We start from the raw sequence: 17,669 nt of genomic DNA on the forward strand, positions 1-17,669 counted from the left end.
AGGGCGCGAACCGGGGGCCGGCCGAGCCCGGGAAGGCCTTCTGTTGCTCGGATCGGCCGTGGCGCTGGCGGCCGCCGCGATGCAGTTCGTCCAGGTGGGCTGGCCGGCCCTCGTCACGGGCGCGACGGTCCTCCTGGTCGGCTGGATGAGCCTCGGACGCCGTTCGGGCGACCGCGCGACGGGCGCGGGCGCGACCACGGAAGCCGCGAGCGCGCCGGTCGACCCCGCGCCGTCCACGATCCATGCTCCGCCTGACCCGCCTGACCTCGCCATCCCCGCGACCCCCCTGCCCGCCCCGCCCGAGGGACCGCGAGACACGTTCGGTCGACGGCCCCCCGAGGCGGTTGCCTCCGAGGCGCACGTCGAGCCTGCCTTCACGGTCACGCCCCTACCCGACGATCCCGCGCCCGTGCCGCAACCCTCGCCGGAGGGGCGCGGCAAGCGGGGCCGGTCGGCGCGCTGGGTCCCTCCCGGCGAACCGGTCGAGATCCAGGGCCTGACGGTGACGGGAGGGCTGATCTACGTCGGCGAGAAGCTCGGGTCGGATCCGTGGCGCAGGGAGAACTGCCTGATCGATCCCGCGCTTCCCGTGGCGAAGGCGGGGCGGGGCTCGGCGACCGGCCTGACCTACTGGTGCCGGTACGACGGGCTGAACCCGGCGGGCCGCCGCGCCTACCTGGACTGGCTGGCCGGGGGGCGCTCCGACCCCGCGGCCAGCATCGCGCTCGTCTTCCTGTACTTCTACGGTCTGGAATACCGGCTGTTCAAGGAAGGGGTCGCGGCCGACGCGCCCGTGCTGGTCGCGGAGGTCGAGCGCCTGCGCGCGATCTACGGGGCGAACAGCTCGTTCCAGGCCTATGCGCGGAGCTTCGTCGAGGCCGCCCGGCTGTTGGTGCCCGCGGCGGAGGAGCGGCGTCCCGAGCTGAACCTCGACCCGAATTTCTACAGCTACGAACTGCCGCTCGCCGTCAGGGTCCATCTCGGCCGGAAGCTGGCCGACGGCCAGCCCCTCGACGCGGACGACGCCCTCCTCTGGCTGGCGGGCCTGCCCGACCGCGGCTTCCGCACGCCGGTGACGCGATGCCCGGACGAGTTCGCGGCGCTCTGGCGCCTCCGGTTCCCGGCCAAATACCCGAAGGGACTCAAGGTCGGCGCGCCGAAGGCGCGGATCAAGGCGTCCTATCGAGCCGCCAGTTCGACGTTCCAGGTGGACCTCAAGGCGCCGGGGTCCCTGCCCGATATCGCTGCCGTCTCCGCCCCCGTGAGGAAGCTCCGCGAGCTCGTCGAGGCCTGCACCGACGAGCTCGATGCGTTCAGCCGCTTCGTCGGCAGGCGCCCGGACGCCCGCGGGAGCGTGCAGGCGGCCCTGCTCCTGCCGCCGGACCTGGCCTGCGCAGGCGACGCGTGGACGGCCGTCGGCGAGCGCTGCGAGGCCCTGTTCGCCGCCGGAGCGGCCATGCCGGCCACGTCCCTGCGCCGGCTGCTTGAGGTGATGGAGATCCCGCTGCCGGAGGAAGGCCGCGTGCCGCAGGCCGGCGTGACGCAGCTCTGCCAAGCGCTCGACCGGGTCGGCATCGGCATCGAACCGGACCGCCGCTACGGGCCGGAACCTCGCGCCGGCGCCTCGGCCTCGGACGCCGATGCGGCGGTCGTCCTGTTCAAGGGGGCCGCCGGGGCACCGGTCGACGCGACACGCCCCGAGTACCTGGCGCTGCGCGGCGTCATCGAGGCCGCATGCCTCGCCGCGGCGTCGGACGGCGCGGTGTCCCAGGGCGCCGCCGACGGGATGCTCGCCGCGATCCGGGGCACCGATACCCTCAGCCTTGCCGAGAAATCCCGCCTGACCGCCTACGCCCTGTCGATCCACCGCAACCCGCCGAAGCCGCAGGGGATCCTGAGGCGGTTGGCGGGCCGCCCCCTGTCCGAGCGCCAGGCCTGCGCGCGGGCGGCGCTCGCGGCCGTCATGGCCGGCGGTCAAGCCAAACCCGCGGAGGTGCGGTTCCTCGAACGGTTGCACGCGTTCCTCGCGCTGCCGGCCGACGGGATCTACGCCGCCCTGCATCGCGGGCCGCTCGGGTCGGCCGCGTCGGCGGAGCCGCGGGGCGCCGACGGGAGCCAACCGCGCGGGGACGTCGGCGACCGCGCTTCCGGGCGCGTCGTCATCGACGCATCGCGGCTGGAGCGCGTTCGCCGCGAGACGCAGGCGGTCGCAAGCCTGCTCTCGGACATCTTCGTCGAGGACTCGGCGCCCGGGTCAGGTGCGGGCACGGTTTCGCCGCCGGGTGGCGTCGCCCCGGAAGCGCCCGCGCCGGCACCGGCGGACACGGGCCCGGCCGGGCTCGATCCGGCCCATGCCGGCCTGCTCGCCGCGGTCGCCGCATCCCCGGACCCGATGCCGCGCGAGGCGTTCGACCGGGCGGCCCGCGCGAACGGCCTGTTTCCCGACGGGGCGCTTGAGACCATCAACGAATGGGGCTTCGAGCGCTTCGACGAGGCCTTGATCGAGCACGACGACCCGGTCACCATCGCGGCCCACCTTCGCCTCCACCTGCTCCCCAGCACCACCGCCTAGCCCCATGCAGCCAGCCCCGACCATCCGCCCGCGGGACCGTGACGCGATCCTGCAGGCCCTCTCGGCCGGCGTCGTGCCGCGCACGGGCCTGCGCCACGTCCAGGTCGGGCGCGCCGCCGAGATCGCCGCCCTGGTGCGCGACATCGACCGCGTCGCCGACGAGGGGTCCTCGATCCGGTTCGTGATCGGCGAGTACGGGGCCGGGAAGACCTTCTTCCTCAACCTGGTCCGGCTCGTCGCCCTCGAACGCAAGCTCGTCACCGTGCACGCGGACCTCGCGCCGGACCGCCGCTTGCACGCCAGCGCGGGGCAGGCGCGGGCCCTCTACGCCGAGGCCCTGCGCAACATGGCGACCCGCACCAAGCCGGACGGGGGCGCCCTGGGCAGCGTCGTCGAGCGCTTCGTCACGGACGCGGTCAAGGAGGCGCAACAGGCCGGCCTGCCCGTCGAGCGGGTCATCGACCGCAGGCTCGCGCCGCTCCAGGACGAGGTCGGGGGCTACGACTACGCGGTCGTCCTGAAGGCGTACTGGCGCGGGAGCGAGGACGGGAACGAGGCGCTGAAGGCGGCGGCCCTGCGCTGGCTCCGCGGCGAGTTCTCGACGCGGACCGAGGCCCGGCAGGCGCTGGGCGTGCGGACCATCGTCGACGACGACAACGTCTACGACGCGCTCAAGCTGCTCGCCGCCTTCGTCCGGCTCGCGGGCTACGGCGGCCTGTTCGTCGTCTTCGACGAGCTGGTCAACCTGTACAAGCTCCAGAGCGCGCAGGCGCGCAACCAGAACTTCGAGCAGGTCCTGCGCATCCTCAACGATGTGCTGCAGGGGAACGTGCGCGGGCTCGGCCTGGCCCTGGGCGGCACGCCGGAATTCCTGCTCGACACCCGCCGCGGGCTGTACAGCTACCAGGCGCTCCAGAGCCGGCTGGCGGAGAATGCCTTCGCGAAGGGCGGCCTGGTCGACCTGTCGGGCCCGGTGATCCGGCTGCAGAACCTGACCCCGGAGGACATGCTGATCCTGCTGTCGAACATCCGGGCGGTGTTCGCCGGCGGCGACCCCGCCAGGCACCTCGTGCCGGACGAGGCGCTCGGCGCCTTCATGGGTCACTGCAACGACCGGATCGGCGAGGCCTACTTCCGGACGCCGCGCAACACGATCCGCGCCTTCGTTCAATTGCTTGCCGTCATCGAGCAGAACCCCGGCACGGGCTGGAAGGAGCTGCTCGGGCACGTCGAGGTCCGCAGCGACGACCAGGCAGATGACGCCGGGGCGGACGCCGACGTCCCCTCCAGCCCGGCGCCCGGCGATGAGCTCGTCAGCTTCCGCCTCTGAGCGGCGCCTCCGCGACGGGGCCTTCGACCGCCTCGCCCCGGAGGTCCGCTCCTGGATCCGGGAGCAGGGTTGGACGGGGCTGCGGGACATCCAGGCGCGCGCGATCGACGCCGTCCTCGACGGCGGTGACGACGTGTTGGTCGCCGCGGCGACGGCGGCCGGCAAGACCGAGGCGGCCTTCCTGCCCATCCTGACCCGGATCGCCGGCCGGGCCGAACCCGGCCTGGCGGTGCTCTACGTGAGCCCCCTGAAGGCGCTCATCAACGACCAGTTCCAGCGGCTCGACCAGCTCTGCGAGCGGATGGAGATCCCGCTTGTCCGCTGGCACGGGGATGCGCCGCAATCGGCCAAGGCGCGGATGCTGGCCAAGCCGGCCGGCATCGCCCTGATCACCCCGGAATCCGTCGAGGCCCTGCTGATCCGGCGTCCCGCCGATGCCAGTCGATTGCTGGCGGCGTTGGATTTCGTGGTCGTCGACGAAGTGCATGCCCTCCTGTCGGGCCCACGGGGGCTCCACCTGGCGTCGCTGCTGAGACGTGTCGAGGCCCTCGGCGCGCCGGGCAGGACGCGACGGGTCGGCCTGTCGGCCACCATCGGCGACGCCGAGGCTGCGGCGGCCTGGCTTCGCCCGACCGCGCCGGAGCGCGTCCGCCTGCTCCAGGACGGCGGGGCCGGCCTGGACCTCCAGCTTCGGATCCTCGGCTACCTGGAGCCGCTCGACGCCGACGGCACCGACGGGGCCGAGGCGGAGGGCGCGGCCGGCGCAGGGCCGGTGCCGGCACTCGACGCGATCACGGACCACCTGTTCGCCTCGCTGAGGGGCAGCAACAACCTGGTCTTCGGCGGCTCCAGGCGGCTGGTGGAGGCCCTCTCCGACAGGCTGCGGCGCCGGGCCGAACGGGGCGAGGTCCCGAACGAGTTCTTCCCGCACCACGGCAACCTCTCCAAGGAGTTGCGCGAGGAGCTCGAAAGCCGCCTCAAGGACGCGTCCCTGCCGACCACCGCGGTCTGCACCTCCACCCTGGAACTGGGCATCGACATCGGCTCGGTGCGGTCCGTCGCCCAGGTCGGCGCGCCCCGCTCGCTGGCGTCGCTGCGGCAGCGCCTGGGCCGGACGGGGCGGCGGCCGGGCGTGCCCGCCATCCTCCGGATCTACGTCCGCGAGCAGGAGCTCGACACGCGCTCCTCGGTCCTCGACGAGCTTCGCCAGGACGCGGTGCGCGCGGTCGCGGCCATCCGCCTGCTCGCCGCCCGCTTCGTGGAGCCGCCGCTGGCCAGCGACGCCGCGCTCGCGACCGCCCTGCTGCACCAGGTCCTGTCCGTGATCGCGCAGCGCGGCGGCGCCCGGGCCGACGCGCTCCATCGGCTTCTCTGCGGTCCCGGGGTGTTCGCCTCGGTGACGCCGGGCGACTTCGCGGAGCTGCTGCGCGGCGCGGCCCGGACGGGGGTGGGCCTCATCGAGCAGGCGCCGGACGGCACGCTGCTCCTGGGCGAGCGCGGCGAGCGCCTCGTCCACGCGCGCGAGTTCTACGCCCTGTTCGACAGCGGGGCGGAGTGGCGCCTGGTCGCCGGGACCCGGGCGCTCGGCACGATCCCGCTCACCAACGCGGTCGCCCAGGGCACCCTGGTCGTCTTCGCCGGGCGCCGCTGGCTGGTCGAGGAGGTGGACGAGCGGGCCCACGTCCTGCAGGTCTCCGCGCACCGGGGCGGGGTGATCCCGAAGTTCGAGCGGCTGTTCGCCGAGCCCACGCACGACCGCCTCCTCGCGGAGATGCGCGGCGTCTTCGAGGCCGACGACGTGCCGGCCTACCTCGACGCGCGGGCCCGCACCTTCCTCGCGGAGGGGCGGTCGGCCTACCGCCGCCTCGGTCTGGGACGCTCCCGGATGGTGCACACCGGGCGCGACCTTCACCTCTTCGCGTGGCGCGGCAGCGCGACGTGCGACGTCCTGGCGGTCATCCTGTCGATGCTCGGGTTGCCGGCGGAGCCGCACGACCTTGGCGTCACGCTCCCCGGGGTGAGCCCGGACGACGCCCGAGCGGTCCTGCGCAGGGTTGCGAGCATGGTGCCGGGCGATTTCGCGGCCGTCGCGGAGTTCGTCGGGACCATCCAGACCGCGAAGTACGACGAGCATGTTCCGGAGACGCTGCTGCGGCGCTTCTGGGCCCGGCGAAACGAGGGCGTCCTGGCGCGGATGCCGGGCTTGGCCGCCGAGATGCTCGACGGCGTGCCCGAAGCCTGACGCCCGGTGACGGGCGCGGCCGAGCGGGCCCAGGGGAAGCTGGCGACCCCGAGCGGGCCGCGCTGGGCACGGGCGCGCCGGGAAGAGCGCGCAAGCTCGCGCCCGGGCGCGGAGCCAAAGCCTCGGCCATCGTCAGGTTCGAGCAGGTTGTGCACGGCTGGGCCGGGGCGACTCGTACGAGCTTGACCGTTTCTTCAGCCTCGCCGGAGATGGGTGACGGTCGACGGTCGGGGAAATGATTCGCATGATGGCGCGCCGGACGGTGGTGATCCAAGGCCGCCTCGCCATGTCGGACGGCCGGCTGGCCGCCGCGCGCCGGTCCGACCATGGCGTCCAGCTCATGCCCGTGGAGCGCATGGTGGCGCGCCTCGCCGGGGGCTTCGCGCGACCGGTCGACGACGAGACGCTCAAGAGCCTTCTGCCGGCCGCCCTCGCCGAAACGGACCTCGGCGAGCTCGATCCCATCAAGACGCTGCCGGGCATGGTCGACGCCGCCGCCGAGACCGTGCGGAAGGCGTGGCTGGCCGCCTTCGACCTGGCGCGGTCGGCCGACCCGGCCGACCGGACCGCCTCGGTCCGGCGCCTGGAGGAGGCCGTCCTCGCCCGCCTGCCGGCCGGGATGATGCGGCCCGTCGACCTCGCCGAGGCCGCGCGGGCGCGTCTCGCCCACGCGCCGCGGGTGCTCGGGCCCGTCGAGATCGTCGGGCTCCCGGACGTGCCGCCGTGCTGGCGCGGCCTCGTCGCATCCCTGGTCGCGCACGTTCCCGTGACCTGGGTGGCGGGGCCGCGCTCCGTCCCGGATTGGGTGGAGGCGGCCGGCATCCGCGTCGTCACGTGCGCGCCGGAACGGCCGGCGGTCGCGGTCTGCAGCGCGGCGACCCCGAGGCACGAGGTCCTGGAGGCGCTGCGCTGGGCCCGCGAGCTGATGGCGTCCGGGCAGGCCGCGCCCGCGGACATCGCGGTCGCGGCCTGCCGCACCGAGGAGTACGACGACGTCGTGCTCGCGCTCCGGGCGGAGGCGAACCTCGACGTGCGCTTCGTCCACGGGGTGCCCGCCGCCAGCGTCCGCGAGGGGCAGGCCGCGGCCGCCCTCGCCGACGTCCTGGTCAGGGGGATCTCGCAGGACGGCGTCCGCCGCTTGGCGGCCCTCCTGCGCGACGGCCCCGGTCCCTTCGCCGCGTTGCCCGAGCGATGGACCCGCGTCCTTCCGCGCGAGGCGCCGCTGACCGACCCGACGGCCTGGGAACGGCTGCTGAACAGCCTCCGGGCAGAGGATTTCCCGGACGGGCAGGACCACGTCCCGGCGCTGCGGGACGTCGTGGGCGTGCTCGTGCAGGGCGTGTCGGTCGCGGCGGAGGCGGGAGAGCGCTTCCTGCACGGCCTGGCGCTCCGGATCTGGCGCAAGGCCTTGATCGAGGGGGCGCCGGCCGTCGTCGACCTGACGCTGGGACGCCTGCGCATCGACGACGGGGCGGACGCCTGCGCCTCGGTCGTCTGGGCCCCCGCCTCGGCGCTGGCCGCCGCCCCGCGGCGCTTCGTGCGCCTGCTCGGGCTGAGCTCGCGCGGCTGGCCGCAGGTCAGCGCGGAAGATCGGCTGCTGTCGGACCATCTCGTGCCGTCCCGTCTTCTCGACCCCTTCCCCAGGCCGCTGGCCGACAGGAGCGACTTCCGCGCGATTCTGGCCACCAGCGCCGGGGCCGTCGTGCTGTCCCGGCCGCGGCGCGGCCCCGACGGGCGCCTGCTCGGGAGGAGCCCGCTGCTGCGCGAGTTCGGCGCGGCCGAGACCTACCTGGGGCGCAACCGCGTCCCGGCCCACGCCGTGGGCGAGGTCGACCGACTCATGGCCCGGCCGGCGGAGTTCCGCGCGACGGCCCCGGCCATCTGCGCGGCGGGCTGCTGGCGGGCCTGGGGCCGGGCGGAGCTGACCGCGCACGACGGGCGCGTCCGGCCGGACCACCCGGTCGTGCTCGCGATCCTGGATCGCACCCATTCCGCCCGGTCGCTGCGCAAGCTCCTGCGCGACCCGCTGGGCTTCGTCTGGACCTACGGGCTCGGCCTGGAGACGGCCGACGCGGCCGCGGAGCCGCTCACGCTCGGTCATCAGGCCTTCGGCAACCTCCTGCACGAGGTGCTCGAACGCGCGGTGGTCGCCCTGGAGGCGGATGGCGGCTTCGCCCCGTCGACGGACGCGGGCAAGCGCCGGGCGCTGGCCGCGGTCCTCGCCACCGTCGCCGAGGTCTGGGAGCGCGAGCGCCCGATCCCGCCGCGGCTGATCTGGCGGCGGACCCTGGACGAGACGGCCGCGCTCGCCCTGGCCGCGCTCACCCACCCCGACCAGCCTCTCCTCGGGCAGGGAAGCTGGGTCGAGGTCCCGTTCGGCGGGCAGCCGCCGAAGCGCGACCACCACCCCCTCCCCTGGGACAGCGACGCCACGGTCACGATACCCGGCACCGGTTTCCGGATCTCCGGCTACATCGACCGGCTCGACCTGTCGCACGACCGCGGCAGCGCGCGGGTGCGCGACTACAAGACCGGCAAGCCCCGCGAGGCGGGGACGGTCCTCGACGGCGGCCGCGAACTGCAGCGGTGCCTGTACGGCTACGCCACCCGCGTGCTCCTCGGCGCGGACGTGTCGATCGATGCCTCGCTGCACTTCCCGCGGGAATCCCTGTGCCTCCGGCTCGAACGGCCGGACGAGGCCCTCGACGAGCTGGCCACGTATCTCGTCGCGGCCGGCGCGAGCCTGCGGGCCGGCAACGCCTTCGCCGGCCCCGATGCCCGGGATGCCTGGAACGACCTGGCCTTCGCGCTGCCGGCGAACGCCGACAAGACCTACTGCCCGCGCAAGCACGACCTGGTGACGACGGCGCTCGGCGAGGCCGCCCGCGTCTGGGAGGCCGCCTGATGACCGCCCACGACCGGGGCCTCGCCGACGCGGCCCAGCGCGCGCTCGCCATGACCGCCCACGACAGGTCGCTGCTCGTGGAGGCCGGGGCCGGATCCGGGAAGACGGCGCTGATGGCCGGCCGCATCGCCATGATGCTGGCCGCGGGCGTCGCCCCCGGATCCATCGCGGCGGTCACCTTCACGGAACTCGCCGCCAGCGAGCTGCTGGAGCGCGTCGGCGAGGTCGTCGGCCGGCTGGTCGAGGGGCAGGTCCCGGAGGAGCTGCGGGTCGTCCTCCCGAACGGGTTGTCTCCGGATCAGCGAGCCCGGCTGGTCGAGGCCGGCGAGCATCTCGACGCGCTGGCCTGCACCACCATCCACGGGTTCTGCCAGCGCCTGGTCAAGCCCTACCCGGTCGAGGCCGACATCGACCCGGGCGCCCGGGTCGCCGACGAGGCGGAGGCGGACGGCATCTTCCAGGATCTGCGCGACGGCTGGCTCCGCGAGTGCCTCTCCGGCGGCGGCGGCCTTGTCGCGGAGATGGTGCTGGCCGACCCGGACGCGGCCCTGGCGGCCATCGACCGCGTGGCCGGCTGCCTGCGCGAGGGGCGCGCGGTGGGCACCGCGCCGGCGGAACCCCTTCCCGACCTGGTGCGGGCCTTCGGCGCCAGCGTGCAGGCCTTCGCGGACTTCCAGCGGAGCTGCGGGGTTTCCGAGGGTGAGACCGCCGCGAACGTGCGGGCGTTCCAGGCGATGGCCGCGCGGCTGCCGGACACCGGCGTCGCCGACGCCGACCTCGTCGCCATCCTGACGGCGGCGGCGGAGGCGAGCCTGTGCAAGGCGGACGGCGACTTCGCGAAGTACCGCGGGGGCAAAGGCAAGTGGGCCGGCGCCGCCAAGCTGGTCGGCCTTCCGAAGACGGAGGCCGACCGGCTCCAGGCGTCGGCCGAGCGCCTGCACGTCGCGTGCTGCGAGGCTTGGCGCCGGCTGAAGGCCAACGCCGCGAGCGAACTCCTGGCCAGGCTCGTCGGAACGGTGCGGACCGTTCTCGACCGGTACCAGGCCCGAAAGCGCGACGGCGCCCTGCTCGATTTCGACGACCTGATCGCCGCGGCCGCCACGCTGCTCCGCGCGCACGAGACCGTGCGGCAGGCGCTGGGGCGCCGCTACCGCCACGTCCTGGTCGACGAGTTCCAGGACACGGACCCGATTCAGACGGAGATCCTCTGGCGGCTGTGCGGCGAGCTGCCCGACGGCGCGGCCGACGCGTGGACGGAACGCGTGCTGCGGCCGGGCGCGCTGTTCCTGGTCGGCGATCCGAAGCAGGCGATCTACCGCTTCCGCGGGGCGGACGTGTCGACCTACGTCCGGGCGCGCGACCGCATCCTCGCGCGCTCGCCCGACGACGTCCTCGCGATCTCGACGAACTTCCGGTCCTGCCGCTCGATCCTCGCCTACGTGGACGAACGCTTCGGCGACATCCTGAACGGGGTCGGGCAACCCGGGTTCGCGGCGCTCGACGCCTTCCATCCCGACCACGACCGCGGACCCTGCATCGCGGCGCTCGACGTGCCGGCCGGTGCCGACGGGGCGAAGCGGACCGCGGAGGCGCTGCGCGACGCCGAGGCGGAAGCGGTCGCGGACCTTTGCGCGCGCCTGATCGGGCACCAGCTCGTGACCTGCAAGCGCGCGGGCACCCGCACGCTCCGGGCCGGCGACATCGCGCTGCTGGCACCGAGCGGGAGCGACCTCTGGCGGTACGAGGAGGCGCTTGAGGCCAGGGGCATCCCCGTCTCGACCCAGGCCGGCAAGGGCTTCTTCCGGCGGCAGGAGGTGCATGACCTGATCGCGCTGACGCGGGTGCTCGCCGACCCGCGCGACACGCTCGCGCTCGGGGCCCTGCTGCGGGGGCCGGCCGTCGGCCTGACCGACGAGGAGTTGCTCGACCTCGTCGACGGACTGCCGCGCGACCCGGAGCGCCCGGAGAGCGTCCCCAGGCTGCGCCTGCACGTCGATGTCGCGCACGTGAACCATCCGGTGGCCCGGCCGGTGCTGGAACGGTTGCAGGCCCTGGCGAAGCGGGCGCTCGGCACGACACCGCACGACATCCTCAGCCAAGCCGTCGACGCGCTCATGCTGCGCCCGGTGGTGCAGCAGCGTCACGACGGCCACGCCGAGAGGGCGCTGGCCAACATCGACCTGTTCCTGGAAATGTCGCGCCCGTTCGCCGTGCGCGGCCTGCGGGCCTTCGCGGGGGCGATGAGGGCGGCCTGGGAGGGCCGGACGCGCACGGTCGAGGGCCGGCCGGACGCGCAGGAGGCCGCGGTCTCCTTGCTCACCATGCACGCGTCCAAGGGGCTCGAATGGCCCGTCGTGATCCCGATCAACACCACCACCCGGACCAAGGCCGTCTCCGGAGCCCTGGTCGACCGCGCCTCGAACTGTCTCTACTGCCCGGTCTTCGGGGTGCGCCCGGCCGGTTACGACGAGGCGCTGGAGGCCGAGAAGCGCGAGGTCGGGAACGAGCGGGTCCGCCTCTGGTACGTGGCGGCGACGCGGGCCCGCGAGACGCTGGTGCTCACGCGGTTCGCCGAGCCGGGCGCCAGCACGTCCTGGTCGGCGGTGGTCGACCTCGGGCTGGCGGATTTGCCGTCCATCGACGTGGAGCGGCTGCCGGTCGGGACGCCGGCCGTCGCGCCGGAATTCGCGAACGGTCAGACACGGGAAATCTTCGCCGCCGAGGCCGCCGCCGTCGCCCGGCAGCGCCGCTTGCGCTGGATCGTCCCCAGCCGCGGCGATGCGGCGGGTCCCGAGACGTCCGGCGCCCCCGGCCTGGTCGAGGGCGGTACCGACGGCGGGCGCGGACCCGGGGGACGGCCGACAGGCAGCCGGGAGCGCGGCATCCTCATCCACAAGCTGCTGGAGGAGATCCTCACGGGCGAGGCGAGCGAAGGCGACGATCTCGGACGGCGCGCCGGGCTCCTCGCCCGGCAGCTCGGTCTCGGAACCGGCGACGCTGCCGGGGCCGAGGTCGACCTGGCCGAGGTCGCGGCCAGCGTGACCCGGGCGCTCGGCCTTCCCGAGATCGCCGGGATCCGCGAGCGCCTCCAGGCCGAGTTGCCCGTGTTCGGGTTCGAGAGCCTCGCCGACGAGGACCAGGCGACGGCGGGCGTGGTGGACGCGATTGCCTGCGACGCGGTCGGCAAGCCGGACATCGTGGTGGACTGGAAAAGCGACGTGGATCCTGCGGAGGCGGTCCTCGCCGACTACCGGCGTCAGGTGGCCCGATACCTTCTCGCGACGGGCGCGCGCCTCGGCCTGATCGTCTTCGTGACGAGCGGCCGGGTCGTCCCGGTGACCCGCGCCGCGATGGCCGACGTCGGGGCTGGATGAGCGACGAGGAAGAGCGGCCGGGCTTCCGCAGGCCGCTGCGCGGGCATCACCCGGCCTGTTCGGAAGGCCGCCATGTTCCCGGAACGGAGGGTCCGGTGCCGATGCCTGGGGAGAAGCCTTGCCTCGACGTGGGAGCCTGCGCCTTCGCGAACGGCGGAGGAAGGCACTCATCACTTGCCAGGTCAACGCGGCTCGGCCTGCTCCGGCTCGTGAATGAGCAAGGACGCAGAGTGTGAGCAAGTTCAAGCGGTTGACAGCGGATCCCCGGGTCTGCGTGAAGAGCGCATGAAACAGTCCGTTCCCGGGGATCGGCAGGCTCGGTCGCTGGCCGGCGCCGACGGGCGTGGGCGGGCGCGTGTGCTCTGCCCGTCCCGGTGTGGCCGACGCCGCCGTCCCGTGCTGGCCGCGGCGCGGACCATGAACCCGTTGCGCGAGAGCGACCTGCCGGGCGGTCTCCCCCGAGCGCGTGCCGAGCCCGCCGCTGCCGACTGAATTCCGGTGGCGCCGCCTTGAGACGTCCATCAGAGAGCTTCCCGGACGGCTTCGAGCGCGCGCTCCCGCCCGCAGGCGCGGTTGTCCTGCGTCCCACGGTGGACTCACCGGCTTCGACGGATGATGCTCCCGCGGGAAACATGCGATGCCGGGCGAAGATGTCGAGCGCGTTACGCGCCGGCCACGTCTGCCTGCCCGGCATCGCCAGGGTTGGGAATTCCTGTCAGAGCCACCATGTTAGTGCCAGCTAAAACAGGGTTGTCTAATACAGGGCGGCCGACGTCGATGGATGCGGTGACAACGACCGACCTGCTGCGCCTTCAGGACAAGGCGGCCGATGCCGCGCGCCTGCTGCGCCTTCTCGCGAACGAGAAGCGTCTCCTCATCCTATGCCTGCTGGTCGCCCGGGGCGAGATGGACGTGACGAGCCTGGCCGAGGCGGTGGACCTCAGCCAATCGGCCCTCTCGCAGCATCTTGCCAAGCTGCGCGAGGACGGGCTGGTCGCCTTCCGGCGCGAGAGCCAGACGCTCCACTATCGCCTGGAGGATCCCCGCGCCGCGCGCCTGCTCGCGACGCTCAAGGACATCTTCTGCCCGGAGGCGGGCTGATCGGGTAACCAGGGCTCCGCCAGGCGCGCGCTCCGCCGCGTCGGCGGCTTGGCCGTCCACCCAGCGCCGCCGTGACGGCGTGGTCGACCCGGCTGCCACGGTCGTCGGCTCCGGGGCCAACCGGATCGGAACCCCCGGCGTGCCCGCAGGGCGTCGCGCTCGACATCGATCGCCCGGGCGGCCCGAAGGTCGAGGCGCCTCAGGACAGGCAACGGCGGGCCCCAGTCCTGGACGGCGTGAGGCGGCAGAAAGGCGGCCACGGCCGCCGGGAGCCGTGACCGGCGCCGGTCCGTGACCGCTCCCGAGAGCCATCCCGGCCAGCGTCGCCGCGTTGGCCGCCGACGTGGGCCCGCGATCCCATTCCCGTCCAGTTCGCGCGACCGCCGGCCGCTCGCCTCGGGATGCCCCCGTGCCAGCGGAGGCTCTCGTGAAGCGCCGCCTCGATCCGGCGGTTCACGCCAGGGGCGGTGTGGAGCGCGGCCCGTTCCGCCGTCCCGGACCATCCGGCGTCTCCCCGCCATCCCTTGACATTTGATTAGATATTTCTAATTTAGACATCACTAATCTGGTGGCGCCGTCGCTGGACGCTGCCGCTCACGACGGCCACGCCCCCGGCGCCTGAGGGATCGCTCCAAGCCTGCGCGAGACGCCCGGCACCGCGGTCCAGGAGTGAGTGCCATGGATACCTTCACCCCGCTTTCCGCCGTTTTCGGCGGTCTCATGATCGGCGCCTCCGCAGCGCTCTTCCTGATACTCAACGGCCGCATCGCGGGCGTCAGCGGCATTCTGGGCGGCCTGCTGCCGCCGAGCACCGGCGGGATCGGCTGGCGCGCCGCCTTCCTCGCCGGCCTGCTTCTCGCGCCCCTCGTCCACGCCGGCCTCGGCGGCGGCAGGCCGCCCGTGGCGGTCGAGGCCTCGCTCCCGCTCCTCGGGCTTGCGGGATTGCTGGTCGGTTTCGGCGCGCGGCTCGGAGCCGGCTGCACCAGCGGCCACGGCGTCTGCGGCGTCGGCCGCGGCTCGCCCCGCTCCCTCGTGGCGACCGGCACATTCATGGCCGCCGCCGCCGTGACGGTCTTCGTCACGCGTCACCTGATCGGAGCCTGACCATGTCCAGGATCGTGTCCGCGTTCGCGGCCGGCCTGCTGTTCGGGCTTGGCCTCATCGTCTCCGGCATGGCCAACCCGGCCAAGGTCCTCGCCTTCCTCGACGTGACCGGCCGCTGGGACCCGAGCCTCGCCTTCGTCATGGCGGGTGCCGTCACGGTCTCGGCCGCCGGTTGCCGCATCGCGACGCGCCGGGGCCGGCCAGTGCTCGCGCCCAAGCTGGAGATCCCGACGCGGCGCGACCTCGATCCGCGCTTGCTGACGGGCGCCGCGGTCTTCGGCATCGGCTGGGGCTTGGCCGGCCTCTGCCCCGGGCCGGCGCTGACCCTCCTCTCGGTCGTGCCGACCCGGGCCGCGGTCTTCGTCGCCGCCATGGTCGTCGGCATGCTGCTGTTCCAGGCCCTGCCATCCGCCGTCTCCCGGCAAGCGGCGTCCACCTCTGCCGCGCCGGCGGATGCGTGATGGCGAGCTTCGTCACCTTCGGCCTGGCGGCGGGCTCGGGTGGGCTCGTCGGCGTGGTCCTCGGCCTCGTCGGCGGAGGCGGCTCGATCCTGGCAGTGCCCCTCCTGACCTACGCGGTCGGCGTGAACTCGCCCCATGTCGCCATCGGCACCAGCGCCCTGGCGGTCTCGGTCAGCGCGGCCGGCAACCTCGTCCCGCAGTGGCGGGCCGGGAACGTGAAGTGGCGGTGCGCAGGGGCGTTCTCGCTCGCCGGCGTCCTCGGCGCCCTGGCCGGCTCGGCCGCGGCCAGGGCGGTCGACGGGCAGAGCCTGCTCGCCCTGTTCGGGTTCGTGATGCTGGCGGTCGGCGGCCTGATGCTGCGCCGGCGGCGCGGCGAGGGCGATCCGGACGTGCGCCTGACCAAACGGAGCGCCCCGGTGCTCCTGCCCTGGCTGCTCGGCATCGGGTTCGCGGTGGGCCTGTTCTCCGGCTTCTTCGGAATCGGCGGAGGCTTCCTGATCGTGCCGGGCCTGATGCTGGCGACGTCCATGCCGCTGCCCATGGCCATCGGCACCTCGCTGGTGGCGGTCAGCGCCTTCGGGGCGGCCACCGCCGCGAGCTACGCGGTCTCCGGCCTGATCGATTGGACGCTGGCCGGGCTGTTCATCCTGGGCGGCGCGCTCGGCGGCCTCGTCGGCGCCCGCCTCGGCCAGCGTCTCGCCGGGCACAAGCGCGCCCTGACCATCACCTTCGCCGGCCTGGTGATCCTGGTCGGCCTCTACGTCGTCGCGCGCGGCCTGCCAGCCTTGCTCGGTCGGGCGTGACGTCCAGAGCCCCGAAGCCGTTCATCCCGAACCGGAGGAATGCATGTCAGACCTGACCGCAACGTCCCTGCACGGACGCCCGCTCGTGACGGGCTTCTACGAGCAGCGCACGGGCAGCGTGCAGTACGTCGTCGCCGATGCGGAGACGAAACACTGCGCCATCGTCGACCCGGTGCACGACTTCGATCCGAAGTCGGGGGCGACCGCCACCCGCTCGGCCGATGCCCTGCTCGCCCATATCGCGCGCGCGGGCTACAGGCTGCAGTGGATCCTCGACACGCACCCGCACGCCGACCACTTCTCGGCGGCCGGCTACCTGCACGACAGGACGGGCGCGCCGACCGCCATCGGCGAGAAGGTCGTCGAGGTGCAGAAGCTCTGGAAGGGGCTCTACAACCTGCCCGAGACTTTCCCGGCGGACGGCTCGCAGTGGGATCGCCTCTTCGCCGACGGCGAGCGCTTCCGGATCGGCAACCTGGACGTCGAGGTGCTGTTCACGCCGGGCCACACCCTGGCCTCCGTCGCCTACCGGGTCGGCGACGCCGCCTTCATCCACGACACCTTGTTCATGCCCGACAGCGGCTCGGCGCGGGCGGACTTCCCGGGCGGCAGCGCGCGCACGCTCTGGCCTTATTATAGCAGCCGCGTCCACGGCGGCACATCCACCGAGCGCTTCTTCCTGTTGATGAGGCGCCAGAAGGGGCTGTTGCGCCGTGCTTATGTGTTAGGATCGGCGACCGCATGGTGGCGACAGCGCAGGTCGGTCTGCCCGGGGCCTTTGTCCGGCGCCCGGCGGGCAACACGGTCCTGCTGCCGTACAGACTGCTCAGGCAGTTCAGCCTGCGCTTCAGGCGGGTCGCCTGCTTGAGGATCGGCCTGCGCTGACGATGTCTCGGCCCGGGGGGCGCTCAGCGTGCGACACGTGGCGGGCCGCTGGTACGGGCTCGGCGCCCTCGTCCTTGGACGACCTCCTGCCCGCACCCATGTGCTTCCCGGATGTCGCCTGTCGGCCACCCAGAACCGCCGCCACGCGGTAGCCTCGGTCCGCCCGGTCCAAATGCCGGTCAGGTCTCCCCCTCCCTGCTGCGTGCGGGTTCGCCTGCCCTCAGCCTCGGGCGCGTGGCCCGTAGAAGCGGTGCGCGTTCCGAACCACTCCGGGTTCATGCTCCCTCGGGAGATCGCGCCCATCCGTCATGGCGTTGATCACCTCGAACGCGTCCTCGATCCTCTCGAAAGCGCGACCGCCTTCGAGGTCCGACACGAACGTCCCGTCCGCCGCCAGGAAATAGATGACGTCGTCGTGTCTCAGGTAGACGTGATACTCGTCCGGCCGGTCTTCGCCCAACGTCAGCCCCCACTCCGCGAGCGGCCTATATGGAACGCAGCGAGGCCGGCACACACCGTAGAAAGTACGGTTGCGCGGGATCTGGGATTGACGGCCGTCCGTGGCGGGCGACCGTATGGCGTGAGACGTTGAGCGTGCCGGAGCGAGGTACGATGTCCCGGTGGCCGAGCGCGCGTTTGCCCGACCGGCCTGGTGACGGTGGCGCGGGAGAGCGGTGCGATGACACCACGCCGGGCGCCGGCGGCAACCCCGGCTGCGCTTTCCCGGCCCTTATCGGTTGAAGTTGTGCCGCCTCCGGGCGGCCTCGGGCGCAAGCCGTGGACACCGCTGGAGCGCGCCGGAACGGGTTCGACGCGGCTTCGCAACGCGCCACGGGACGCAGGGCAGTTCGTCCGGGGGGGCTGGTCGGCGCATCGGCGAACGTGCGCTGGT

General features: G+C 73.5%; 11 protein-coding genes. 10 read left to right on the forward strand and 1 reads right to left on the reverse strand.

Annotated features, from left to right (window positions below; genetic code table 11):
- Positions 1-43: 43 nt before the first annotated feature.
- The 10 genes from MFF21_RS07340 (at position 44) to MFF21_RS07385 (ending at position 16,760) form a co-directional block, all read left to right on the forward strand.
- Complete coding sequence (locus MFF21_RS07340) at positions 44-2,572, forward strand: tellurite resistance TerB family protein (protein WP_238231525.1); 2,529 nt, start codon at positions 44-46, stop codon at positions 2,570-2,572.
- 4 nt (positions 2,573-2,576) lie between these two features.
- The gene (locus MFF21_RS07345) at positions 2,577-3,902 is read left to right on the forward strand and encodes an ATP-binding protein (RefSeq protein ID WP_066925038.1); all 1,326 of its coding nucleotides are present in this window, start codon (positions 2,577-2,579) and stop codon (positions 3,900-3,902) included.
- Positions 3,877-6,144, forward strand: a complete 2,268-nt coding sequence (locus MFF21_RS07350) for a DEAD/DEAH box helicase (RefSeq protein ID WP_012752933.1) — start codon at positions 3,877-3,879, stop codon at positions 6,142-6,144. The genes MFF21_RS07345 and MFF21_RS07350 overlap by 26 nt, the downstream gene beginning before the upstream one ends.
- 244 nt (positions 6,145-6,388) lie before the next feature.
- Positions 6,389-9,049, forward strand: a complete 2,661-nt coding sequence (locus MFF21_RS07355; RefSeq protein WP_153874040.1) for a PD-(D/E)XK nuclease family protein — start codon at positions 6,389-6,391, stop codon at positions 9,047-9,049.
- Positions 9,049-12,423 (forward strand): UvrD-helicase domain-containing protein, encoded by a 3,375-nt coding sequence (locus tag MFF21_RS07360; protein ID WP_066918778.1) that lies wholly within the window; start codon positions 9,049-9,051, stop codon positions 12,421-12,423. The genes MFF21_RS07355 and MFF21_RS07360 overlap by 1 nt, the downstream gene beginning before the upstream one ends.
- A gap of 777 nt (positions 12,424-13,200) precedes the next feature.
- Positions 13,201-13,524 (forward strand): ArsR/SmtB family transcription factor, encoded by a 324-nt coding sequence (locus tag MFF21_RS07365; RefSeq protein ID WP_012752930.1) that lies wholly within the window; start codon positions 13,201-13,203, stop codon positions 13,522-13,524.
- 678 nt (positions 13,525-14,202) lie between these two features.
- Positions 14,203-14,628: a YeeE/YedE family protein gene (locus MFF21_RS07370; RefSeq protein ID WP_066918776.1), complete on the forward strand. Its 426-nt coding sequence runs from the start codon at positions 14,203-14,205 to the stop codon at positions 14,626-14,628.
- Positions 14,629-14,630: 2 nt separating this feature from the next.
- Positions 14,631-15,089, forward strand: a complete 459-nt coding sequence (locus MFF21_RS07375; RefSeq protein WP_238310508.1) for a YeeE/YedE family protein — start codon at positions 14,631-14,633, stop codon at positions 15,087-15,089.
- Positions 15,089-15,892, forward strand: a complete 804-nt coding sequence (locus MFF21_RS07380; protein WP_066918775.1) for a sulfite exporter TauE/SafE family protein — start codon at positions 15,089-15,091, stop codon at positions 15,890-15,892. The genes MFF21_RS07375 and MFF21_RS07380 overlap by 1 nt, the downstream gene beginning before the upstream one ends.
- A 43-nt stretch (positions 15,893-15,935) precedes the next feature.
- Positions 15,936-16,760, forward strand: a complete 825-nt coding sequence (locus tag MFF21_RS07385) for an MBL fold metallo-hydrolase (RefSeq protein ID WP_238231524.1) — start codon at positions 15,936-15,938, stop codon at positions 16,758-16,760.
- 237 nt (positions 16,761-16,997) lie between these two features.
- On the opposite strand, the gene MFF21_RS07390 is transcribed toward MFF21_RS07385, so the two are convergent.
- Positions 16,998-17,237, reverse strand: a complete 240-nt coding sequence (locus tag MFF21_RS07390) for a hypothetical protein (RefSeq protein WP_066918773.1) — start codon at positions 17,235-17,237, stop codon at positions 16,998-17,000.
- Positions 17,238-17,669: the final 432 nt, after the last annotated feature.

Origin of the sequence: Methylobacterium organophilum (assembly GCF_022179465.1) — a bacterium.
Lineage (GTDB): Bacteria > Pseudomonadota > Alphaproteobacteria > Rhizobiales > Beijerinckiaceae > Methylobacterium > Methylobacterium organophilum.